Source organism: Rhodoblastus sphagnicola, assembly GCF_002937075.1.
GTDB lineage: Bacteria > Pseudomonadota > Alphaproteobacteria > Rhizobiales > Beijerinckiaceae > Rhodoblastus > Rhodoblastus sphagnicola.
Window position 1 is genome coordinate 1 of the sequence record NZ_NHSJ01000057.1, and the last position, 23,193, is coordinate 23,193.

Here is a 23,193-nt window from a genome sequence, read left to right on the forward strand (position 1 = left end):
GAGCGCTTGCCGGCATCGACTTCAGCCTTGTTGACCCATTCACGCAGGGTGTGCGGCGAGCAGCCGATCTTCGACGCCACCGACGATACCGCCGCCCAGCGCGAGGCGTGATCGCCTTCGTGATCCAAAACCATCCGCACCGCGCGGGCGCGAACCTCAGGTGAAAATTTGTTGGTCGTAGTGCTCATGATGGCTCCATCCTATTTGGGAGTTGGAGCCTCCGGCAAACCCGGCGCGGTTCACTTCGGCGCCGCCGCCACGCCCAAATCATGTGTTCATCATTCCCGCTCAACGCGACCTGCACGTTCTCTCCAGATGCTAATCGCGCCGTCGATCAATGGCGTTTCGCTTTTCCGCTGACCTCAATTTGAGGCAACCGAAAGCGGCTCCAGCGCAATGACAGATGCAAAGCCGACATCAAGAGCGATCGAAATGCGGGCGGCGCGCTTTGCTCGATACCGCGCCACACGCCGCCCTGCGCCGAAGGGGCTCCTCGGCGGGTGGGGTCCGGGATTGCTCACCGGAGCCTCGGACGACGATCCGGGCGGAATGAAAACTTACTCGCAAGCGGGCGGCGGTTCGGCTACGCAATATGCTGGGTGGTGCTGCTCTGCTTCCCGCTTATGGCGGCGATACAGGAGATCAGCGCGCGCAGCGGGCGAGTGACCGGGCAAGGCATCGCCGGCAATTTTCGCGCGCGCCGCTCGCCCCGGCTGCTGCGCGCGATGGTCGGGCTCCTGCTGGCCGCGAACATCATCAACCTTGGCCCTCAAGGGTCAACTCCCTGCAGGTCTTTGTCTCACAGTGATTGGCGCGGAGGGGACGCGCCTTCGCGCATTGGTTGGCGCAAGAATCGGAGCGGATTTCCGAACGCTTGGCGACGGTCGCGATACCGACGCTCGCGGAAGTCCGACGCGCGGCAGCAATCCATTGCCATGTGGGCTACAAGACCACGGGCCGCGCTTGCCTGAGCGGGGCGTTTCCGAGGGCGAAGAAAAAGTGATCAGCTTGACTTGGCGCTCCATCATCTACGATATGAATGACCGCAGCGACGCGAATATCCACCACTGTTTCCACGTAGGTAGGAAGGTCCGTATTGTGATTGCTCGACGTACATTGCTAGCGATCCTTACAAGTGCCTTGGCTCGGCTGCCAGCCCACTCAAAATCTGCTGCAGGAGTCAAGATTGGCGCCATTCGATGGGATGCGTGGTATACACAGAGCCCAAAGGATGGCATTCGCAATTTTGTTCAAAGAACGCTTAGCCCTGAGCAATGGCGCGACCGCGCGCCGTCCTGCACCATAGTAAACGAGCTGAAAGAAATATCATTTGACGAATGCGGGGTGCAGTCCCGCATCGACAGTGAAATTGTCAAAGCCCATGATGCAGGAATTGATTATTGGGCCTATTGCTGGTTCGGCGCTGACCATCCCATGCAGAACGCTTGGCGTTTACATCAAAGCAGTACGGTTAACCACCTTGTTAATTGGTGCTGCATCTTATCGTTTGGTCAATTCGTTCAGTATGAAGATGAAAGCTTACACGAAATGACCCGCCAGCTAAGGTTCCACAATTACCAATCTGTGTTAGGGGGGCGCCCACTTTTATTCATAATGCAAGACAAGACTGGCTTCGACGCAGTGGCAAATGGCATTCGCAATCTTAGGTTATTTTGTAATAATTCCGGATTGAGAGACCCATATGTCGTACTGCTAGTTGCGGCATCACGTCGCGGGATTCTCTCGGAGACTGGCGCCGACGCGATCGGCGCCTATGAGAGAGCGAGCCCGACCCCCGTAGCCGGAGACTACGAAGAACTAGCTAAAATCGCCGAAAGTTATTGGAGCGCGCTCGCCGGTACGGGGCAAGCAATCGTCCCGACAGCTATGACGGGATGGGACACGCGCCCGCGTCAGGAGACGCCCGTTCCTTGGACACCTAATCCCCGGTCTAGCTCCGGCGAAGCACATTATTTCCGGTCGGGAACTCCTGAACAGATCGCCGCGCATGTTCATAATATGTTAGAATGGATTCGGTTGAATTACAGTTCGTGTCCGGCGCAGACAGGATTGATTTATTCGTGGGACGAACATGACGAAGGCGGGTCCGTGCTCAATTCAACCCTCGGCGCCGGGGACAGCATACTAAATGCAATCGGTAAAGTTTTGAAGTGAGTTCTCAATGACGGTTGAATCCCAAGTTCGTTACGCTTCCGAGCGGTCAGTTAAGAACATTTCAATACGGCAGTTGCGACCGGCGTTTCAACGGCAAGCCTCGTCGTTTTCGGCGGCATGGTCGGGTGTGGCCGGAGGCATCGCGCCTCCTGGGTGGTGGGCTCCCGACCTTCTAATCCCTGGCGCCGCTTTGGAGTTGTTCTCAATAGAAGACGCATACTATGTGCCTTCGAGTGGGGCCGTCCTGACAGCCGGAGGCCAACTTTTTGCCTCGACCGCTCAACAGGCCATGTACATAGATCCCAAGCTAGAGAAGCTCGCGAATATTTGGTCGACCCGCTTTACGGCGCCGCGGATTGATGAAGGCGTTGTTACTATGCCGTTCGGAGCACTTCACAATTACGGACATTTCGTTCTTGACGCCATGACCTCCGTCGCGGCCATCGTTGAAGAGGGTGATTTCCGACAAGTTCCATTCGTAACAGCGCCTCTTAAGGGCTGGCATCGTCAGTACTTCGAACTGTTGAATGTCCAACCGCTAGAGCTCTCTGAGCCTATTTATTCGTTTGGCCGCATAACATTTTCTTCTGGAATGAATAATTCCTTACACAAGCCGAATTGTCACTTCCATACGCTTAGAGATGCAGTGTTCGAAAGGGTTCCCGCAACTACATCTGCCGGAGCAGGTCTGATTTACATCAGCAGGAAGGGTCACCACAGACCGCTGATCAATGAAGCCGAGTTGGAAGTAGCCCTTAAGGCGATCGGTTTTTCTATTATCCAGCCAGAAACGCTGCCCATCGCTGAGCAGATTAACATTTTTCGCTCTGCCAAGATCGTTGTCGCTCCTACGGGCGCAGCGATGGCTAATCTACTATTCTCCCGTAAAGAAACGGCTATTGAAATCCTCCCACGGGACATGACATTGAGTGATACGGGCCATAAATGGGTTGCCTTTCTAACGGCAATGGGCGAAGGAGACTGGCGGCCCTATTTCTGTGAAGACGTATCGGGAGTTGAACAGCCGGAAATTAATGGAGTAAAGCGCGCCGGTTTGAAGCCCTTCACATTATCTGTTGCAGATTTAATATCATTTATTGAAAACGTGTTAGACGAGCGAACTCACTCGCCCGTATTATGATAATGTCAAAATGTTCCATTGACCAGATGGCACAAACGTACGGTATTCATCTACATGTAATCCACACTCTACCAAAATTCCTTCGAGTTCCAAACATTGTTCTCCGTCGAACTCTGAGTATTCTTGCATCGTCATTTCGTCGCACAATTCATCATTTTCGGCCAAGGTGATGGATAGTCTTCCATCCCTGTCTTGAACCGTCGTTCTGATAGGCACGATTCTCGCCTCAAATTCCGTCTTCATGTAAGGCCTAAGATTTAAATTCTTGACGAGGGTCACATCTCCAGAGATACGGATCTTTGATCTGGACTTCGCCGCATTTAGATAAATTGCATGAACTTTCAGGACCCTACCAACGTCAAGCTGGATCTCAGCGCCTTTCGAAATGCGGATACCAGAAAACGTAATCAGACTATTCTTGTATTTGACGCATTCAAATTGGGGGAAGCGATCCGCCAAATTAACGACCGAAAAATCCCGATAGCAATACGTAATCGTTCTATTTAGGTTGACAGTGTCGTTTTCGAGCTGAAAGAAGCTACAGATAACTGACGCTAGGCCGTCAACCAGAGATGGGCCAATATGAGCTGGGTCAACAAATAGTGACGAAATCCGTTTCTCATCACCAGCAATTTCAGAAACGATTAGATCACGCACATCGATATAAAGGTATCTATTTGCGTTTATCACAGACATATAAATAGACATCACAGGATGGTCCAAATGGACCTGAACGGGTATGAGCACAAAAATTGGCTGGCAATTATTCATTCTGCATTTATGACCAATCCACTCGATCCATTGCGCCACTTGGCATAAGTCTGTACTGTTATTTTTTTGAACCGTTAGATCGACAACGCACGTGTCAATCAGACAGTAATCCGCGCCGTCAAAAAAACCGTCATCCATATAGTAGGGGCCAATGACTGAGGGGCTGGCTCCAACTAGAGCCGACCGCAGGAAACGCGCTGCCTTACGTTCTTTGATCTTGTTCAAAAATCCTGCGTGAAGGATGCTATTGGATTGGCCAAGCGCAACAAAAGACTTCATTTTGATGCTCCCAAAAAAGGAATGAGTTGTTGCAGAATAGCGTAACCGCCCGGCGAAAAGTGTACCATATCAGGAAGAAAGTTGCTGCAGGGCGAGGCGGGTAAGCAACCCATGGCCTCGTCAACGTTGAGCGGCGTGACGTTCTTCCGCCGCATCGCCATCTGTCGAAGCGATCGATTAAGTGCGAGTCTTTCGGCAATTCGAAATTGCAGCAGCGGGCCGCGCGGAGGGATCTCAATCAGAGTCGTGTGCGCCCTCGGCCAAGCGCCCTGAACCACATCAAGGATTGCGGCGACGCCAGCAACAACAGAGCAGTTTGGATCGGAGGGTCCGAAATTGTTAGTGCCGACCAGCAGCACGACGTTTTCCGGAGACACCGAAGAAAGGTTCATGTTGGCTAATCGCCAAAGCACATTTTGTGTTTTGTCGTTGCCGTCGCCTAAGTTCAATGCGTTGGGGGCATTAACCTGAGGCCACATTTGAACGAGAGAATCGCCGAGGAGCACCGTTTTCGTCGGCTGGGGAACTCCCATCAGTGCTTTCAATTGAAGGTGACGCTTAAGCGAGACTCCGGACTGAGGCGGAATTGGCGTGGTGGTCACGAGAACATCCGTAGGATCGCACGTCTCGGCAGCTGCATGAGTTGCAATGACCGAGAAGCAAATTGCGGCAAAAGTAATTCTCGTTACTTTCATGGATTTCCTTGTCGAGGGAACGAAGATTTGTCTTCATCACACGCTCCCGGGCATCAAGAGTTTATCTGGAAGAATCCGAGCGAAGAACTGACGCACCATCCATACTTCGTACTGTAGCTCATGGGTAAGATGGGGGTCTGGAGGCGTTGTGCCAAAATAATACTGCCTATTTAAATCTCTGTAAAAGTCAAAACCAAAAATAGTAACTGTTTTATTTAGTATCAGCGATATTAATAACATAGAAAGAAGTCCGGTGGTTGCGTACTGATAACCAAGATACTTAAGGCACTTGCGTGCGGCTGCTGGCATCAGGCAGATGTTTGAAGGAGGTTCACCGCAGAATTCTGGAAATACCGTCGATACTGTTCTCCCGGCGTCCAGAGCTAGTCCCGGAACGCTGCTGTTGTACTGAGACATTTTTTTCAAAAGACTGTCTTGGTTAATTGCGCCGTGCATGTATTGCTCAACGAATAGGACGAGCGAAGTATTTGACCCAACGTCATCGCTGTAGCCTTTTATCGCCGGCCAATTAATTCTGACAACCACATCGTGGCTGTCAATTGCTTTACCGAGACCACTGCCCTTGAGCACGGAGCCATTTCCCACGAGAGCGACTGAATTTGCTTCGTCAAATATTTTCAAAGTCTGTCTAAAGGTCGTCCTGTTCTGTTCGCGCCGCAGTTGATAGCTGTCGTCATACCCACCGGCAGGCTCGACATATTCAGAAGCATCGCTGAATGCTGCTCGTGCCGCAGTTTGCAAATCTCGACCCAGGTCAATTCTGGACGTTTCCGAATCGGCTGCGATCCTCAGAGCAAATTGCATCTTCTTGAAGGCTAATGAGTTAGAAAGCAACGGCGACGCGGTCAAATCCATTGCATCAGCAACGCGCCCTTGAAGCAAAGCCAAACGGATTGCGCGCGCTTGAGCATCTTCGGAAAATGGTGCTGCGCTTCGGTGACGCGAATTACAGTCCGACGCGATTTTAAAATTACCTTGCCGAAGGTAGTGCAGCGAAAGAAAACGCCAATAATCTGGACTAGAAACGTTAGCCGCAGCTAGTGACGAGCCTAGGGCATTAAAAGCGTCCACTTTAGTCGCGCGCAGGTGCAACAACTTATCGAAAACATCGACGTTTTCCTCGACAATCTCGCTAATGGTTCCCTTCAACGAATTGGCAGCGTCGCCCGCGTAAGGACTTGTCAATGCACCGACTCCAATTTCTTCAGAATGGTTCGCACCCGTCCCGCATCCTCCGGCGTGTCGACCGCAATTGAATCCGCTGACAGCGGCGCCATTCGCACATCGTAGCCGAGTTCGAGAAAGCGCAAGATTTCAATGTCCTCGATGACCTCAAGCGGCGTCTTCGCTGGCGCGCCAGCGAAGGCGCGCAAGGCGTCTGGGGGAAAGGCATAGATGCAAATTTGCCGCCACGCCCTGACGAATGCAAGGGTCTTGTTGGTGGGGACGGAGCCGCGCGACATATAGAGCAGGCGACCATCCGGACGCATCACGACCTTTGGAATCGTTGGACTGCGGAATTGGTCTTCGGACTCGATCGGCGCGACGCCGTTCAGCACCTCTCCGGGGTGGGCGGCGGCGACATCGAGCATCACGCCGATGTCGCCGGGATTGAACAAGGGTTCGTCGCCCTGGACGTTGATGTAAAGATCGGCCTCGACCGTCCGCGCGACTTCCGCTACCCGGTCGGTGCCGGTCAGGCAGTGCGGAGAGGTCATCAGCACATTTATGCCGAGCGCCTGACAGTGCGACAATACTCTGTCGTCGTCGGTGGCGACGTGGATCAACTCCTTGGGAAAGCCCAACGCGCAGCGCTCGAACGTTCGCTGGATCATGCTCTTGCCGCACAAATCGATCAGAGGTTTGCCGGGGAGGCGGCTAGATTGATAGCGCGCGGGGATGACGATGATGGAACGCAAAACGGGGCCCTTCACAGATCGGGGGAGTACACCGACGTCTGCGGCACATGGTAGCGCGACGGCGTGATCGCGACCAGTGGCCGCGCTTTGGCGGATTGGCCATAGACATCAAAAATGGCGTCCATTTCGTGGCTGCGTGGATCGTCGCCGAAATAACCATCGAAGCCGGCCAGGAGAATACGTCGTGCTCCGGCCGCAGTTGCGATGGCGAGTGCGTAAGCCGCGACGAGCGGCGCGGGCGCGACGGCATAATCAGACTCCGCCTCGAACGCGCCGGGTTCCACGGTCAAGCCGTAATCGAGCATTTTCACATCCGCGAAGCTCCCGCGAACGGAGGCGTCGAGACGCGCGACAGGCACGAAAACCGGAACCGGGCTTTCCCGGTAATGCGCTGCATCCATCAACAGTCGCACCGGATGGCAGGCAGCGCGCGCGGTCAGCAATTCGTCGGGAAGGACCTTGGTCAGGTTGAGACCGATAACGACAGGATTTGCTCGCCTCACAAAGGCAGCGACGCCATCTTTGTGGCGCTCGGCCTCAGGACTGCCTGAGACCAACAGAACATCCCGGCCCTGAGCCCAGTTCGTAATGTTGAAGCCGCCCCGGCTCTCGCCTGTGAAAAGGTTGCGCGAAGCGTCCAGGAAGGACCGCCGGTAACTGTCCCTGCCGTTCGTCCTGAGAAATTCAATTGCGCCAAGAATTTCTTCTTGTCCATAGCGAGGATCGCTCATCATTTCCTGAATATAAGTCGGATGAATGCCGTAGCTCCCCGACAGATAATAATAAGGGTTCGGCCCCCAGCCAAACTCACGTTGCATCGGGACAAAATGCTTGTTCAGGAGGTTGAGCAGCGGCGTGATATTATACTTGCCGATTCCGAGCCGGTTCATCTCGATCAGCATATATTCAGTGCGCACATTGCCGGGTCCGCGTCCCATGCCGAGCACGGTCGCGTCGATCCAGGTCGCGCCACAACGAATGGCTTCAACACTGTTCGCCAGGGCCCGGCCCATGTTGTCGTGCGTGTGGATGCCGATCGGGCCGCTCCAATGCGCCTTCAGACTCGCTATGATGTTGCTTACATCCGACGGATCGAGTCCGCCAAGACTGTCGGCGAAGTACAGGGCCTCGATCGGCAGGTCGCTGGCGACGCGTGACAGTTCAACGATTTCTTCGGGCGTACGCTCTCCAATCTGCATCAGATTGAGACCAATCAGGTAGCCAAGTTCGGCCAAGGCGTGAATCGCAGGCTCAAGCTTCACAATCTCCCGGAAATGTGCGGCAATGCGTACCAGTTGCACGGGCGAATCGGCGCGCTGTCGAAACAGTTTGTGAACGGCGGCGGCGGGCCCTTCGGGGTAATTTGTCAGGTCGGCGGCATTGACCATCACGGCGACGCCGAGGCGTTTCGGAATGTCGAAACTGCGGATGTAATCGTCCGTCGTGAAGGCGCAGGGTCCCATGAATTTGTCGCCGGCGAAGAACCGGAAGCCAAGCTCGACATAATCGACGCCGGTCTCTGCCATCACTGAAATGTAATTTTGCACGAGAGTCCGTTCAAATGCCCATTGGTTGTAGTAACCTCCGTCACGAAACGTGCAGTCGATAATCGTATGAATGGTCATTACCCTCTCCCGCGCAATGGAATTAGATCGCCGACATTTTCGATAACCTGAAAACCCTGCGCTTCGGCAAGTTCGAGCATTTTGGACTTCACGGTCGAAAACGGCGCCATGAACACGAAATCGCAGCCTGTCGCTTTGGCCGCTTCCATATCCGCGACGGCGTCGCCGACAAACAGGAACCCGCCCTCAGCCTCCCACCCGGCTTCAAGACAGGATTGCTTGACGCGCCCGATGTTCTCGATCTTTGAACCCGGTGAGCCGAAGATGGACTCAAAATAGGAGCTCAGGTCGCGTTGCTGAAAAACCGTACGCAACTCGGTCTCGTCACTGCCAGAGACAATGAAGAGCCTCGCCCTTTTGACCAGCGCGGACAAGGCTCCCCTCAGCCCCGGCGTTTCCTCGACCGACAGATATCCGGAAGCGCACATTTTGCCGAAATCGGCCAACAGACGATGCAGATCCGTTCCGATAGGCGGGCGGCCGAAGCATCCAGCCAGCACTTCGGCGAACAACCGGTGGCGGGGCGTGCCAAAGGCCTGCGATTGCCAGAGAGACGCGGCCGCGACCACGTCCGGAGCGAAGCCATGAATTTCGAGTGTCCGGCGAAATGCGTCGATCTTCAAATTATTGGAATCGAGCAATACGCCATCACAGTCGAAGATGATGATGTCGTAGTGCGGCTCGATTTCGCCACTTAGCTCATTCATCAGCTTGAATACCCTGCTCGGCATGGGCAGTGCTTCGAAATGTAGTTACATACAAGTCGCCCAACGCATTGACGCTGAACCGTTCGGAAGCGGCCAGCGCCCCCCGTATGAAAGTTTCGTAAGCGACCGCCGAAGAAAACATCTGCTGGATCGCTTCGACGAAAGCCTTGGCCAAGAGATCGCGATTGCCGAGGCGGTCAATGACAATGCCACCGGCTTCCGACTCCTTCTCCTGCACCATGCGCGGGATTTCCCCGATATCGGTGGCGGCGACCGGCAGTCCCGTCTGAAAACATTCGAGCAGAAACAGCGGGAAAGTCTCCCCCTCGAAGATCGAAGGAAACAAACCCATGTCAAAGCAGGGAAAATAGCGGATCGGACGGTCGATCTGGCCCAGGAAGGTGACGAACGGCGCCTCTTCATATTCCGCTTTGAGTTCGGCGGCGATTGGCCCGTCGCCAATCAGCACGAGATGGGTGGGACGATCCACGCATTTGCCGAGACCCTCCACGATTTCGATGGCGGTCCGCCATCCCTTGCTTTCAATGGCGCGAGAGCAGATGACGAAGACGAACGCGTCCTCCGCAATGGCATGCTGCGCGCGAAACGCTTTTCGGTCCACCCATTCCCCGTCGAAAGGCGCAACGGCGTTGAAGCTGTAAACCAACTTGACCGGATCGCGCAGGGCCTGCGGAAGGAAATTCAGATTTTTCTCCGACAGATACAGCCATTTGCTGACCGTACGGCCGAGGAACGCGAGGAAGTCCTCGCTCATCAAGTCCTGAACGGTTTCGAACCCCCCATGCAGCGACGCGAGGTAGGGAATTTTCAAATCGACATGGCGGCAGTACAGACGGAAGTCGAGGCTCACATTGTGCGAGTTGATCAACTGTATGCCGTGCGCCGAGATGAACCCGTTGAAATCGTCGCAAACGTCATCCCAATAGACGACGGGGATGTCGGCGCGGAGGCGGCGGCGCACGGAATTGCCGCGCTCGTCCGCTGGACGCTCAACGACCAGATAGGTGACATGTAACCCGCGGGCCTTGAGCGCATTGGCGAGATCGATGGGCAGAATTTCGCCTCCGCCGACCGTAAAGCCATTGGCGCCGATACAAACGCGCAGCGGCGACTTCGCCGCTTCGCGAGCACGCTCGAGAAATCCCTGACGCACGTCCTCGGCATCGCGCTCCGGAAGATATTGCGCGAGCATATCAGAATGCGCCGCAACCGCAGCGTCATCAATGGCGTAAAGCGACCGGAGATCATCGACGACCATCATATGTTCCGCAAGATGACGATCGGTAAAGAACGAACTGCGGGAAGCGCTGGACGGATTGACCCGGAAGAATGAGCGAGCGCGTCGTGAATAGGCGATGGCGCCGCCGCGCACGACGAGCGCGTAAAAATACCAATCGCCGGCGAAGCGATATTGCAGGAGACGCTCCTGTTCCTCTTCAGTCAGCGACGGCTTACGGAAAACGAGGCCGGAGGCATTAGGAATGACGTTGCGGATCGCGAAATCATGCGAAAACGCCTTGAACGCGGGGACCACGCAGGAGACGCCCCAGGAGAAATTCTCCATGGCGTCGAAATAGCCGTCGAGATCTTTGCGCGGCGCGCCGTCAGGATCAATGCAGGTTATGCGCCCGAAAGCCGCCATGACGTCGTCGCGCGCGAAGGCGGGCAGAATATTACTGAGGAAACGACGATCGGCGGAATCGTCGGTCTCCGCCACCCAGATCAAATCATATTTTGCAAGGGATAGACCCTTAAGCCATTGGCGGAAAACGCCTCCGGAGTTTTTCTCGTTAACCACGATCTGATGCGGAATCGGTGAACGTCCCAGTATCTTTCGGGCCACCTCGACCGAATCGTCGGAAGAGCAATCGTCGAGAAAAATGATTTCGTCGGGCTGAAGGGTCTGGTCGAGCACAGAACCTAAACGTTCGGGCAGAAACCTGGAGTGATTATAATTTGGGAAGATCACGCTGACGCGAGGGCGCGCGCCAAAACCGACCTCCTCCTGCGGCGCGCGTCGGGCGCGCGCGTTGACCGCCGAAACATAAGCCCGAGCCGTGGCGTTGAGGAAAGCCGCGCCGTAATGGACGTCGGGTTCGAGATAGGCGCTCTCCGCCCATTCATTCCAGGCGTTGATGGCGACGATCGGCGTCCCGTGAATCGGCGTATCGATGGCGCGGTTGACCAACTCCGTCAACCACTTTTCGTATTTCTTCGGAGCGATGCCTTCGAGCGTCAGTCCCCGATTTGGGCGACGACAATCATTGTCCCAACTGGGTACGATGGTTTTGATCAGCGGATAGTCTTCAGGTTCGTCTTCTTCCAGCGAAGCCTTGGCGAAATCATCGTAAGCAATAACGCGGCCCGCGAATTCTGCTGAATAGGCGTCGGGCGTCGGACGACCCGGCAAATGATTCGACAGTTTGTGCGGCGGGAATTCCAGGGCGCCGTCGAGCCCATGGATGCTCGGGTCCGTTTCGCCAAAGGTTTGCGCCATGAATAACAGCGGTTCGACGTCGAGGCGCGCTGTAAGCTTTTCCCGCCAGCGCTTGATGGTGACGGCGCTGTCGGGAACGTTCTTGGGGTTGTAGATCACCAGCAGCGGCCGATTATTCAGTCGAATATAACGATGATCGCGCAGGTGGCGCGCAAAATCGTCGATCAAGGCGTCTTCGTCTTCGGCCCTATAGTTCTGTCCAAGCAAAACTTGCGATTCGGACCCATCCCAGGTCCGTGTCCAGTTTTCGTTAGCCCAGATCAACATGAACGGCATATCTACGTCGGACTGAAGAAGAAGCTCCAACGGACGCTCAAGCACGCGTTTTCGATTGAACCAGTAATAGTAATAGGCAAAGCCGCTCACGCCTCCGGCCTTGGCCATTGCGACCTGTTTACGCAGATCCTCGACATTTTCTAGGTTATAAAAGCCGAGATCGCGCGGGATGCGGGGCTGGTAATGACCGGGAAAGCGCGGCACGCCTTTTGGCAATTGCCTCCATTCGGTGAATCCTTTGCCCCAGAATAAATCGTTCTCTTCGATCGCGTGGAATTGCGGCAGATAAAAAGCGATGAGCATGGGCTTCGGCTTGTCGCTCTCGCCTTCAGAAACGCCTGCCAGTATTGTATCGTCGAACTCTTCAAAAAGCGGCCCCTTCGTGGTGAAGCCGGCATGTTCGTCATAGAGCGCCGAGAATGATCCAGTCGATCGTTTGATAAGATCGTTAGGAGAAACCGGCGGTAGACTCTTTTCATTGATCAGGAGCCGTCCTAACGACGGGAGCGCTCTGAATTCCGGAGTTTCGGCGCCTGTCACCGCTTCGTCGAACTTAATATCGAAGCCATAAAGCCCGGTACCCTTGCCATGCTGGGCAAGGTCCGGTCGCGGTTGATCCGCAAGCGCGCGACCAATCACTTTGCCATCAAGTATAACCTCTACCTGAGCTGTCTGTTCGGGCGCCGAAGGAAACCACGCCCAGCCCACAGCCTCGCGTCGGGTCATGTGATCTACGTGCCCTTCAACGACCGGCAGAAGCGTCGGGGTGTCTGGTTGAGCCTCCTCGCCGGGCGACTCTTCCACTGGTCTGTCGTGACTCAACTGAACTTTATTGGTGTTGGCGATGACGACCGCGCCCTCGGGGCCGACCACTCGAAAAACGGGTGGCGTCTCGTCTTGAAGCGGGCTGGAAAAGCTCAGAACGAAACCATAACGGCCCGTGCCTTTGCCATGCTCCGCGAGATCTGGACGCGGTTGATCGGCAACGGTCTGGCCGATCACCTTGCCGCTTAGAATGGCTTCGACTTCGAGCGCCTGATCCGGCGCAGAAGGACGCCAGACCCAGCCGGAGGCAAGCCAGCATGTCACAACGTCAACGCTTCCTTCGATATCGAGGCTCAGCGTCGAGCGTGTTTCCGTTTCAACCTTTTGCGTCGGAGTTGCGATGACGGGCCCAGTCAGATCAGCAGCAGCCAGACGTACCGTCTCGGTGTTCCACGTCGCAAAGAACTCCGGAGCATCGCCGGAGGACAACGGCGGGTCAAATTTCAGCGTGAACCCGCTGTATCCCGCGCCGCGTCCGCTCTGCCGAATGTCGTCGCGATACTGATTCGCCACGGCCGTCGCCACTACGCGCTCGGCGACACGCGCCTCGACTTTCAGCGGAGCAGAGGCGTTTCGCGGTGACCAAGCCCATCCAGACGCGCCCCACTTTTCGACGCTGTCCACGTATCCTTCGACGTTTTCGGGCTTTCCATTATACAAAATTTTCGTTGTGGTCGAACTCACCGCGCGAATCGTCAATGCGACATCGGTAGGCAGCAATTTTTCGAATCGCAACGAGAATCCGCAATTCGCGCTGGCTGCGTGGAATTGCAGGTCGGGTCGCGGAGCGCGCGCAAGTCCCTCGCAAATTACGACACCGTTGAGAATAACCTCGATGCGGGCGGCTTCTGCTCCGATGTGGGCGCAACGCGCCCATCCCGACACCCCCCAAGGCGTAAGGAAATCAATGGCGCCCTCAATCTGGGGATCAGAGTTATCTTTGCGCGGATCGAATTCGATCGGCCCTGGCGGGACTTCCCATCCGCTGTTTTTTTCGACGACGCGCACAACGCATTGCTTGCTACTAAGTTGATCGACTCCGAAGGAGAGGGAAAATCCAGCTAAGCCGGTTTGACTTGCGCCTCCAATCAAGTCTTCGCGAAATAGTGAGGCGACCCCTTCCGAAACTTTCTGATTGTCAACGAGTAGCGCAATTTCGACAGGAACAGCCTGATCGTCACCAATAATCCAACCTTCAATTACGCCGTTTTCGATCTTTTCAACCCAACCGCGCATTCTCGCCATTCCCTTACCATTGCTTGTTTCGCACCCAATGGAACGCACCAGCAGAGTCAAAAATTATTTTCAACCGCTTCATATGACAACAGTTTGACGTAAACTCACTCAATTTCCAACGAAGTGACCTATTATCGCCTAATCCAAAAGAACGTCGCATTGAACTCACGTGTCGTCAAGCGCCGTATTCGTTCACAGCCGGTCGGTTGTTGTGCTCAATATTTCTCCAAACAACGTTAAAAGGCGTGAAGCGCCGCCCTTCGTCGAAGCCGGTCAGCTCAACTTAACGTCAAGCCTCTCGATTTTTCTCCCAATCTCTGGCTTCGCAAGCTTGGCGCCGCACAGATCCACTCGACCTTTCCGCCAACGCCGCCACCCCCGGCCTGGCCTCCGGCCCCTACAACTTCCGCCGCGTGCTCTCACAGCTGGCGTTTTTGTTGGCCGTGATCGGCGCAGTCGCAATCCAAATGAAGATCGCGATCAGGATCAGACCGTCGTTGCGTAAGCGACGTTATAGTCCTGACTCTGAAGGACGGCAATAAACGTTACATCTGCATACTGCCATGAATCGTTTTCGGCGTGTCTCGGGACCTTGATGTCGGGGACGTCCATCCGGAATGGAGAGCTGGCTCCGGACCCATCCCGCGTCCGCGCCGAGGCGCTGAACCGACCATCTCTGAAGTATGCCGTTGACCTTGTGAGCGCGGCCGGCGACGGATCTGCGTCCGCTGCGCCCTCCTTTCCCCTGAAGACGTGCAGGTCGCCGGCGTGGGGATCGCGATTCAGCGGCAAAATCGACAACGCGATCCGCGCGGCGGAAGCCTATGTCGAAAAACACTGCGATGTTTGTCCATCAAAACTTGTGCTGATCTATTCCTGAGATGAATGCGACAAAGGCGGCGGGGCGCTCATTTCGAGAGACTACCTTTCTGGCGCGCATCATCTCGGGTAAGCGCGATCGGCTGATCTAGGAGCAGATCGTCGGAAGCTCACTTTTTGTCCCGCTTTGGAAATGCCCCGCTCAGCCACGCGCGCCCAGTGGTCTTGTAGCTGGCGTGGCAATGCATGGCGACCGCGCGCCGCATTTCCGCCAGCGTCAATATCGCGGTTGAGGCGAGGCGGTCGTCGAGCTTGGCCGGTTCGCTGGACAGCCAGCGGGCGAGCGCGCGCGTCAGCAGGCCCGGTCCGGTCGTCAGCCAGACCAGATCGCGGTCGCCGCGCAAAATCCCCGCCACCGCTTCCTTCAGCGCCAGTTCGACGACGGGATGGCGCCGCGCCGCCCCCAGGACGTTGTTGCCAATCGAGCCGAGGTCCTCCTGATGCGCGAAAAATTCGGCATTCGGCGGAACATGCGCCGCGAGGCCGCCGCGAACCCGGTCGTCGGCGTCGATGAAGAAACCACCCTCGGCGAAAAGGCGGGCCAGCCGGAACAGATCGGCGCGCTGCGCCGGCTCGCCGGCGCTGCCGAAGGCGCGCGCGACGGACGGATCGCAGCGCTCGCGCAGATAGGCTAGCGCGGAGGCGTCGTCGAATCGTTCGAGCTTGAAGGCGGGATCGAATTTCCGCCAGGAGTCCATCAGGCGCGCCACGTCGGGCGGGGGGGCGCGGTCGTTCCAGAACTGAGTGATGAGCCTTGGAATGCGCGGCGCCGAAGCGAGCGGCTCGTCTCGCGGCTGGTCGAATTTTCCCGAACGCCGCAGCGCGATCATCAGCCCCATGGCCGGCGCGGTGGAATCCGGAAAGCTTCGGACCAAGTCAGCCAGAGGCGCGATCCGCTCCTGCGACGACAGATCCCGCAAAGCCATGAGATCGCCCGCGAGCGCGCGATCCATGACAAACTCCTCGTAGAACTGGCCGACGAGCGAGTGCAGCGGGTTCTTCTTGCGTTTGGCGCCCACGGATTGCGTCTCCGCGTTCGCCTTCAGGTCGGTCCACGCGCCCCCCAGGTCGAAGGTGATCAGCTTGAGCTTGGCGCGTTCGTAAGCCGCTTCTGTGTCGTTGGCGTCGATGTCCATTGCAGCGTCGAGGTCGGCGATCGCCGCCTCCAGCGCCCAGCGCGCCTTGTCGAATTGCGCGCGCAATTTTGCGACATGCCCCCGCTCCGCGATGGTGGCGGAGGGTGGCGGAGCAGCCAGCGACGCTTCGGCGGCGTCGAAATGGCCCAGGTCGATCGCCGCCGCCGTCAGCGAGCGCCAGGACCAGAATTCGAGAGGAAACCGCGAACGTGCGGCGATTAACAGTTCATAGCTTTCGTCCAGCAAGCCTTGCTGGTGCAGGATGTCGGCTTCGCGGGAGTCAATATGCGGATTGAGGCCACAGGATTCGCGCGCCGCTCTCAACATTTGCAGCGCGCCGTCGAAATCGCCTCTCTTGGCCAAAACTTGCGCCGCCGATAGATACGCCCAAACCGATCGAGGATGCGCGGCGCGCAAGTTCACATAGAGCGCAAGCGCCGCGTCGGCGTCACCCTTGTCGGCCAGCACGCCGGCTTTCTTGAGGAGCGCGCCTTCATGCCAGGGATCCATTTGCAGCGCTCTATCCAGCGCCGCTTCGGCGGCCTCCAGTTCACCGCGCGCGATGTCCTCGGCCGCGATTTCGACCTGAGCCTGCGCCTCTTCCGGCCTGATTTCTGCGGCGCGGAGGAAGGCGGCGCGGGCGCCCACGCGATCGTTGATCGCGCGCTTTAACGCCCCATCGGCGAGGTATCCCCGATAGCACGCGGGGTCGCGCTGCAACAAATGCACGATTATGTCTTTCGCGCCCGAGAAATCGCCCAGCAGGCGTTTCGAAGTGGCCAGATGGCACAAAGCGTCGGTCGGATCCGCCGCCGTTTCGGCAGCCTGCTCGAAATAGTCCATCGAGATCCGATGATCGCCTCGCGCCCGAGCCATATGACCGAGCATGGATCGGGCATGGACATAGACGGGCGAACGACAATCAATCGACTCCAAAGTCGCGACGGCCTCCTCCATGCGTCCAAGTTCGCGCAGCGCCGCGCCGTGTTCGAGTCGGTTCCATTCATGCCTTGGATCAATCGCGCAGGCTTTCTCGATCAGTTCCAGCGCCTCATCCAGATCGCCGGCCAGCCTCCGCACCACGGCGAGCCCTCCCAATGCGGAAACATTCGCCGCCTCGCGCGCCAAAATCTTGCGGTAGATTGTCTCCGCATCTTCAAGCCGCCTTGCCATGCGATATTGATGGGCGAGTTCGCAGCCGGCTTGGCTATAATTCGGGTCGAGGGCGGACGCTTGTTCAAGAAGACTTATGGCCAACGGCGTGTCGCGCATCCTGTCGCGGGCGAGCCGGCCTGCGGCAAGCGCCGCATCGCGGCGCTGCGCGAGCGCGATCCGTTCGTCGTTGAAGATCGCCCGATAGGCGGCCAGCGCCTCGGGATAAAGGCCGAGCAAGCAGTTTTCGGCGATGATCTCAAGCTTGAGAGCAAAATCTTCCGGCTTCTCCAGCAAGGCTGCTTCCCAGGCGACGATAGCTTCCTTGTTTCGCCCTCGGGAACGCAAAATCCGTGCTTTGGCGCAAAGAAGAGCATGCGTTTCCGGACATGCGTCCAACCCGACAGACAATGCGGCGATTGCTTCGTCGGTCTGGCCTAAATGATCGAGCGCTGAAGCTAACGCCGTAAAAGCCTCGGCGTTCGGCGTTTTGAGGCGTGAGGCGGCGCAGAATACCTCTGCCGCTTCGCCGTGTCTGTCGCGGCGCGCCAAAAGTCTGCCCAGCGCCATGAGGACATGAAAATGGCTGGGATCGAGTTTGAGAGCTTGGCGGAACTCGGTTTCGGCCGCTTCAAAGCGTCCGCAGTTTTGATGGAGATTGCCGAGTTCAAGCATCGGCCATGGGTGCGAGGGCCAAGCTTCCTTTGCTGCGGCAAACCGGTTAGCCGCTTCTTCGCAATCTTGGCGCAAGCGCGACGACACCGCCCCCAGTCCAACGAGTCCGTAGATGTCCCTAGGGTCAAGCGCGAGAAGCGCTCGATAGGCTTCTTCAGCGGCATCCGCGTCCCGTCGATCCAGAGCCTTGGCTGCCGCAGATCGTAGTTCAGCTATGGACCTCTCGGCCGAAACCGTCGCAGCGTCTTGAAAATCACTCAACGGCAATCCTCACTCTGTTACATACTCCGCGCCAACAAAGGTCATGCCGGCTTCTAACTCTCAATAGAGACAGGGGCAAACGCGCGGCCCCGCGCCTATCCCGGCGCCACGCGGTTAGGTTAATTCAATATTATAGCTGGCCCAGGGAAATCTGCACAATAACTGGCCTTCTAAGTGACCGCGGCGTTGATCGCTGCGCATTGGGAGGCGCCTCAAGGGGAGAAAAACTCTGAGCGAGCTTGGCCCGGAATATGCGCCGCAGTTTGGCGGATGTAGCTTAAGCTTTTGAGTTCAAATGAGAGTTGACCCGGCTACGCGGGAAGTCTCCATCAAGAACTGACCCATGTTTGAACTGGCCCTGTCCGTTTTCAGGGGGGCGGAGTGATCAACATGGATTTATTGAGCGTTATTCGACGCTGGGCTTTGCGGTGAGCGACGGAACAAGCCTCCATTCCAATCAGGCGCGGCGGCAGCTTGGCGAAATATTCGACAAGATCATGCCAGGCGAGGCGTCGACGCAATGCGGTCCGGCCTGAGTTCCGACGCCGTGACCTGGAAGACGGTGTTCACGAGATCGAGCCCCACAGTAACAACAGTCGACATGCAAGCCCTTGGCCGCTGGAAAACTCCACCGTACCCCGCACGACGGCAGGGGAAAGGGGGCGATGCCATCAAATTGGCCGCGCAGCGAAGCCGCTACATGACGCTTGAGACAATGGCGCCGTTGAGCGATGATCCGTTCGTCAGTCTGTCCGTCGCGGCCGCGCTGATCGCTATCCCGATGGAGTGGTTGTCAGGTTCGTCCATCAAAAGCCACTGCAAACCAGCGCCCAAAATGGGACCCGAATTGGGACAGAATCCTTCGCCGAATTTGATAATATAGCAAAAACAATACGTTGGTTGGCTATTATGGCGGAGGGAGCGGGATTCGAACCCGCGATACGGTTCCCCGTATACACACTTTCCAGGCGTGCGCCTTCAACCACTCGGCCACCCCTCCTGACGCCGCGCTGCGGAGTCGGCGCCTTTATAGCCGCATCGCGCGCCAGCGCAAGGGCGCGCCCGCGCATATTCCCGAAAAGTGGTCCTCCTTGTCGGATATGAATATGCGCAAGTCCCAGACCTAAAAACTTCGCGGTCAGGCCGAAGTGGTTTCGCCCAATGCTTCCGAAGGCTTCGGCGCGGCCTTCAACTGAACCTCTTCCGAAGTGGCGCTCACTTCCACCGCCATGCCGCAGTCCCGCGCCACCAGGCCGGTGAAATAAGGCTGGATGCCGTGGGCGTCGACGCCGCCGCTTTCCGAAACGCCTTGCAGCAGGCTCGCGACATGGTTCGCCAGCTTGAGATTCGGGCCCTTCACCGCGACCGAGAGTTTGAGGTCGTCGCCTTCGCCCTCGATCCTGACGTTCATCACCCCGCCGCGCGGGATGCAGGCGCTGGAGATCAGGCAGAGATTGAGCAGCAGCTTGACCTTGTTCTTGGCCACGAAGGCGCGGGGGCCGTCCCAGTTCAGCGTGGTGCGCTCGTCGGCGCCGAACAGGCCGCGCGCCACCTTTTCGGCGTCGCCCGTGTCGATCGAGGCGCCGGCCGAACCCGCCGCGCCAAAGGCCAGACGGCAAAATTGCAGGCGCGCCGACGCCGATTTGGCGCTCTTGCGAATCAGGTCCAGCGCGAATTCGCGCATGCCCTCGTCCTTGTCCTCCTCCAGAACCTCGAGTCCGTTGACGATGGCGCCGACGGGGCTGATCACGTCGTGGCAGACGCGCGAGCACAGCAGGGCGGCCAGGTCGAGCGGTTCAAGAGAAAGCGGCGTGGTCATGAGCTTTTCCATCTTTTGGCATTACGGCGGACTATGGCGGCAAATGGTTAGCGAGCGGTTATAACAGATCGTTAAGGAAACATTCACTTGCCGTTGTGATACTCTTACGTCATCGAGCGGGATGAGGCCTGAACATGCGACCTTTCCAGATTTCCCGGCGGGACGCCCTGCGCCGTTTTGTCGCTGGCGCCGGCTTGACGACGGCTTTGGCGGCTGGTCCGGCGTTTGCGCCCGCCGCCTTGGCTCAGGATCGCTCGGTCTATTCCGACAATGAACTGGTCGCGAGCGGACACCACTTCTTCGGCAGCCTGTCGCGCGGCCTCGCCGAGGCGATCCAGTCCGTGACCAAGCGCTGGGGGCAGCCCAACGCCTATATTCTGGGCCAGGAAGGCGGCGGCGCCTTTATCGGGGGGCTGCGCTACGGCGACGGCGCGATGTACACCCGCAACGCCGGCGACCGCCGCATCTACTGGCAGGGGCCGTCGCTCGGCTTCGACGCCGGCGCGGACGGCGACCGCACCATGATGCTGATCTATAATCTGCCCTCGGCGGATTCCATCTATCAGCGCTTCGGCGGCATTGACGGTTCGGCTTATCTGGTCGGCGGTTTTGGCGTCACGGCGTTGGGGGCCAATGGCGTGACGGTCGTGCCAATTCGCACCGGCGTCGGCGCCCGGCTCGGCATCAACCTCGGCTACCTGAAATTCACCCGCGATTCGACTTGGAATCCTTTCTGATCCTGTTCTAATTGACAGTGAGTCCATTCGGGCTCATGGCGCGTTCAAGCGTGGACCCCGGTTCGCGTGAAAAAGCGCTTCCAGACAAAACCGGAGTTCCGATCCGAGACAATCGGATGCGGACTTCGGATGACAGGACTTTTCCTTGATCGAGCAACTCGTCGCCTTCGCTTTGGGCTTCTCCATCTGCGGCCTGATCGGCCTCGCCTTTCTGCCGCTGGTTTCCGCCCGCGCGCGGCGATTGACCCTGACCAGCATCGAAGAGCGTCTGCCGATGACCTTCGATGAAATCGAGGCCGACCGCGACCTTTTGCGCGCCCGCTTCGCCGTGGAAAAGCGCGATCTCGAAATCGCCGTCGAACGGGAGCGCCAGTTGCGCGCCGCCGCCAGCGCCGAATTGGGCCGCCGCACCGCCGATATCGTTCAGGCCGGGGACAAGCTGCGCGCGGCCGAGGCGGAGATCAAGGCGCGCGACGAGCAGTTGGCGCAAGCGACGGCGCGGGTCGAGTCGTTCAAGGGCGAACTGGTCGAGATGCAGGGCCGGCTGGCGGGCCGCGAGCAGGATTTGCGCGAAAAGGCCAAGGAATACGATGCGCTGGCCGAGGCGCATCGCGCTGTCAACATCGAGATGGAGCGGCTGCGCTCACGCCTTCAGGAGGCGGAGGGGCGCAACCAGGCTTTCGAGGCCCGGCGCGAGCGCCTGATCGCCAAGATCGAAGCGGAACACAAGCGGGTCGAGGAGGTCGAAGCCGAAGCCAAGACTTTGCGCGAGCGCCTCGACCAGGACGGAGGAGTCGCGGTGGCCGATCTGCGCGCGGCCATCCTGGACATCGGCCGTCAGATCGCCGCGCACGATCAGGCGTGACGGGCGCGCGCTTGTTTCGCGCGCGCCAGATTTTTTTAGCGGCAGACGCGCACGCGGCGGCGGCCGACGAATTCGCCGTCCTCGTCATAGATCGGGCGGCGCTCCACCCAGCACTCCGGGGCTTCTTCGTAAACCGGGCCGCGATCGGCGTTGGCGGCGGCCGCGCCCAGCATGGCGCCGCCGAGAATGCCGGCGGCGATGCCCGCGCCGACGGCCGCGCCGTCATTGGCGGAAGCCGGGGCTGAAACGCCGGCGGCCAGCGCGACGGCGGCCAGAGCGGCGAGCGCGGCTCTCTTGATGGACAGTGTCATGTGTTCCTCCGTGGAAACTTGCTTCGATAGCGTCGAAAGACGCCCGTCTTTTTGACGGGCCAAGGCCGAAAACCGGAATGAGCCGAAAACCGGATTGAAGTTTAGTCTAGTCGCCGCCTATGAACCAGAGTTGAATGAACTGAGCGCAAAATACGGCGAAATTTGAGTCGAGACAATGCCTGTGACTTCTATTGGGTCTTCTGGAGACTTGTCCGCCGACCGCCGTTACGAATGGGGGCAGGGCGCGCTTGCCGCGGGCGACGCGGAAGGCGCGCGCGATCTGTTCGCCCAAGCGCTTGAGTGCGCGCCGAACTGGGCCGCGGCTTGGTTCGGGTTGGCGCAGGCGCTGGATCGGCTCGACCGGAGGGTTGAGGCGCGCGAGGCCTATGCGAAGACGCTGAACCTCGATCCCGGCGACGCGCATGGCGCGGCGCTCGGCCTGGCGCGGCTTGGCGGGCCGGCGCCCGCCGCCGCCCCGCGCGCCTATGTCAAAACCCTGTTCGATCAATATGCCGCGCGGTTCGACACGCATCTCGTGACGCAACTGGCCTATCGCGGCCCGGAGATCCTTTGCGGGGCCATCGCGCGCGCCGATGCTGACCGGCGATTCGCCCATGTCCTCGATCTCGGCTGCGGGGCGGGCCTGTTCGCGGCGGCGATTCGTCCCCATGCGGCCAAAATCTCCGGCGTGGACCTTTCGCCAGCCATGATCGAACAGGCCCGCGCCAAAGGTATATATGACCGGCTGGCGGCGGCGGACCTGACCGAATTTCTCGCCGCCGAGCCTTCTGAAAGCGCCGATCTCGCTGTCGCCGCCGATGTCTTCGTTTATATCGGCGATCTCGGCGACCTGTTCGCGCAGGTTGCGCGGACCTTGAGCCTCGGCGGACTGTTCGCCTTCACCGCGCAAAGCGGCCCGTCGCAAGGGTTTGGCGTGGGCGCGGACCTGCGCTTTCGCCACAGCGAAGCTTATCTGCGCGATCTCGCCTGCGCGCATGGGTTTGACGTCGCGGCGTTATTTGCCGTTTCGGCGCGCCGGGATCGCGGCATTGACGTACCCGGCTGGGCCGCGGTCCTGCGCAAAAACAGGGCGTGAACCCGCAAAAAGGCTGACTGGACCCGCGTCATGGCGCGCCCTATTGTCGCAGCGTAGTCCAGCAGCGAGTTTCG

At 58.0% G+C, this 23,193-nt stretch carries 17 protein-coding genes, 1 tRNA gene and 1 pseudogene; 6 read left to right on the forward strand and 13 right to left on the reverse strand.

Going from position 1 to position 23,193, the window contains the following annotated elements; translation table 11 throughout:
* A partial coding sequence (locus CCR94_RS08730) for a transposase (RefSeq protein WP_146089918.1) occupies positions 1-188 on the reverse strand: 188 nt, incomplete at its 3' end.
* A 414-nt stretch (positions 189-602) separates the two neighbouring features.
* Between CCR94_RS08730 and CCR94_RS26605 the strand changes: the two genes are divergently transcribed.
* Genes CCR94_RS26605 through CCR94_RS08740 form a run of 3 tightly spaced genes read left to right on the forward strand, consistent with a single transcriptional unit; the run spans position 603 to position 3,316 of the window.
* Positions 603-971, forward strand: a complete 369-nt coding sequence (locus tag CCR94_RS26605; RefSeq protein ID WP_425332324.1) for a hypothetical protein — start codon at positions 603-605, stop codon at positions 969-971.
* Positions 964-2,175 (forward strand): hypothetical protein, encoded by a 1,212-nt coding sequence (locus CCR94_RS24480; RefSeq protein WP_146089919.1) that lies wholly within the window; start codon positions 964-966, stop codon positions 2,173-2,175. The genes CCR94_RS26605 and CCR94_RS24480 overlap by 8 nt, the downstream gene beginning before the upstream one ends.
* 7 nt (positions 2,176-2,182) lie before the next feature.
* Positions 2,183-3,316: a glycosyltransferase family 61 protein gene (locus CCR94_RS08740; protein WP_104507489.1), complete on the forward strand. Its 1,134-nt coding sequence runs from the start codon at positions 2,183-2,185 to the stop codon at positions 3,314-3,316.
* On the opposite strand, the gene CCR94_RS08745 is transcribed toward CCR94_RS08740, so the two are convergent.
* The 11 genes and pseudogenes from CCR94_RS08745 to chpT all read right to left on the reverse strand — a co-directional run bounded on the left by CCR94_RS08745 (position 3,311) and on the right by chpT (position 20,110).
* Positions 3,311-4,366: a hypothetical protein gene (locus CCR94_RS08745; RefSeq protein WP_104507490.1), complete on the reverse strand. Its 1,056-nt coding sequence runs from the start codon at positions 4,364-4,366 to the stop codon at positions 3,311-3,313. The two genes, CCR94_RS08740 and CCR94_RS08745, sit on opposite strands and share 6 nt — an antisense overlap.
* Entirely contained in the window at positions 4,363-5,061 is a 699-nt protein-coding gene (locus tag CCR94_RS24485) for a GDSL-type esterase/lipase family protein (protein WP_146089920.1), read from the reverse strand. Before CCR94_RS24485 ends, CCR94_RS08745 begins: the two co-directional genes overlap by 4 nt.
* Positions 5,062-5,097: 36 nt before the next feature.
* Positions 5,098-6,267: a glycosyltransferase family 29 protein gene (locus CCR94_RS08750; RefSeq protein ID WP_146089921.1), complete on the reverse strand. Its 1,170-nt coding sequence runs from the start codon at positions 6,265-6,267 to the stop codon at positions 5,098-5,100.
* Positions 6,264-7,001 carry a 3-deoxy-manno-octulosonate cytidylyltransferase gene (locus CCR94_RS08755; RefSeq protein WP_104507623.1) on the reverse strand — a complete coding sequence of 246 codons (738 nt, stop codon included), beginning with the start codon at positions 6,999-7,001 and terminating at the stop codon, positions 6,264-6,266. The genes CCR94_RS08750 and CCR94_RS08755 overlap by 4 nt, the downstream gene beginning before the upstream one ends.
* 11 nt (positions 7,002-7,012) lie before the next feature.
* The gene (locus CCR94_RS08760; RefSeq protein ID WP_206605803.1) at positions 7,013-8,626 is read right to left on the reverse strand and encodes an aldolase catalytic domain-containing protein; all 1,614 of its coding nucleotides are present in this window, start codon (positions 8,624-8,626) and stop codon (positions 7,013-7,015) included.
* Entirely contained in the window at positions 8,626-9,357 is a 732-nt protein-coding gene (locus CCR94_RS08765; RefSeq protein ID WP_104507492.1) for an HAD family hydrolase, read from the reverse strand. The genes CCR94_RS08760 and CCR94_RS08765 overlap by 1 nt, the downstream gene beginning before the upstream one ends.
* The gene (locus tag CCR94_RS08770; RefSeq protein WP_158254687.1) at positions 9,326-14,188 is read right to left on the reverse strand and encodes a glycoside hydrolase family 99-like domain-containing protein; all 4,863 of its coding nucleotides are present in this window, start codon (positions 14,186-14,188) and stop codon (positions 9,326-9,328) included. Before CCR94_RS08770 ends, CCR94_RS08765 begins: the two co-directional genes overlap by 32 nt.
* A gap of 989 nt (positions 14,189-15,177) precedes the next feature.
* Entirely contained in the window at positions 15,178-17,652 is a 2,475-nt protein-coding gene (locus tag CCR94_RS08780) for a tetratricopeptide repeat protein (RefSeq protein WP_244594002.1), read from the reverse strand.
* Between the two features lie 3 nt (positions 17,653-17,655).
* Positions 17,656-18,030, reverse strand: a pseudogene (locus tag CCR94_RS26610) (tetratricopeptide repeat protein); the annotation flags it as partial.
* Positions 18,031-19,201: 1,171 nt separating this feature from the next.
* A tRNA-Ser gene (locus CCR94_RS08790) sits at positions 19,202-19,291 on the reverse strand.
* Positions 19,292-19,429: 138 nt separating this feature from the next.
* A complete protein-coding gene (gene chpT / locus CCR94_RS08795) occupies positions 19,430-20,110 on the reverse strand; it encodes a histidine phosphotransferase ChpT (RefSeq protein ID WP_104507497.1) in 681 nt (226 codons plus the stop codon).
* 134 nt (positions 20,111-20,244) lie between these two features.
* On the opposite strand from chpT, the gene CCR94_RS08800 reads away from it, so the two are divergent.
* Together CCR94_RS08800 and CCR94_RS08805 are read left to right on the forward strand one after the other, a co-directional pair.
* A complete protein-coding gene (locus tag CCR94_RS08800; RefSeq protein ID WP_104507498.1) occupies positions 20,245-20,847 on the forward strand; it encodes a DUF1134 domain-containing protein in 603 nt (200 codons plus the stop codon).
* Positions 20,848-20,992: 145 nt separating this feature from the next.
* Positions 20,993-21,712, forward strand: a complete 720-nt coding sequence (locus tag CCR94_RS08805) for a hypothetical protein (protein WP_104507499.1) — start codon at positions 20,993-20,995, stop codon at positions 21,710-21,712.
* A gap of 35 nt (positions 21,713-21,747) precedes the next feature.
* Here CCR94_RS08805 and CCR94_RS08810 read toward each other — a convergent pair whose 3' ends face one another.
* Positions 21,748-22,023 carry a hypothetical protein gene (locus CCR94_RS08810; RefSeq protein ID WP_104507500.1) on the reverse strand — a complete coding sequence of 92 codons (276 nt, stop codon included), beginning with the start codon at positions 22,021-22,023 and terminating at the stop codon, positions 21,748-21,750.
* Positions 22,024-22,231: 208 nt separating this feature from the next.
* On the opposite strand from CCR94_RS08810, the gene CCR94_RS08815 reads away from it, so the two are divergent.
* On the forward strand, positions 22,232-23,119 hold the full coding sequence (locus CCR94_RS08815) for a class I SAM-dependent DNA methyltransferase (RefSeq protein WP_244594003.1): 888 nt from the start codon (positions 22,232-22,234) through the stop codon (positions 23,117-23,119).
* The last annotated feature ends 74 nt before the right edge of the window (positions 23,120-23,193 follow it).

What these genes read in the sequence shown, in the direction of transcription:
- chpT (WP_104507497.1), bottom strand. Translation starts at nt 20,110, where the DNA reads ATGACCACGCCGCTTTCTCTTGAACCGCTCGACCTGGCCGCCCTGCTG.
- CCR94_RS08770 (WP_158254687.1), bottom strand. Translation starts at nt 14,188, where the DNA reads ATGCGCGGTTGGGTTGAAAAGATCGAAAACGGCGTAATTGAAGGTTGG.
- CCR94_RS08745 (WP_104507490.1), bottom strand. Translation starts at nt 4,366, where the DNA reads ATGAAGTCTTTTGTTGCGCTTGGCCAATCCAATAGCATCCTTCACGCA.
- CCR94_RS24485 (WP_146089920.1), bottom strand. Translation starts at nt 5,061, where the DNA reads ATGAAAGTAACGAGAATTACTTTTGCCGCAATTTGCTTCTCGGTCATT.
- CCR94_RS08740 (WP_104507489.1), top strand. Translation starts at nt 2,183, where the DNA reads ATGACGGTTGAATCCCAAGTTCGTTACGCTTCCGAGCGGTCAGTTAAG.
- CCR94_RS08810 (WP_104507500.1), bottom strand. Translation starts at nt 22,023, where the DNA reads ATGACACTGTCCATCAAGAGAGCCGCGCTCGCCGCTCTGGCCGCCGTC.
- CCR94_RS08800 (WP_104507498.1), top strand. Translation starts at nt 20,245, where the DNA reads ATGCGACCTTTCCAGATTTCCCGGCGGGACGCCCTGCGCCGTTTTGTC.
- CCR94_RS08760 (WP_206605803.1), bottom strand. Translation starts at nt 8,626, where the DNA reads ATGACCATTCATACGATTATCGACTGCACGTTTCGTGACGGAGGTTAC.
- CCR94_RS08765 (WP_104507492.1), bottom strand. Translation starts at nt 9,357, where the DNA reads ATGCCGAGCAGGGTATTCAAGCTGATGAATGAGCTAAGTGGCGAAATC.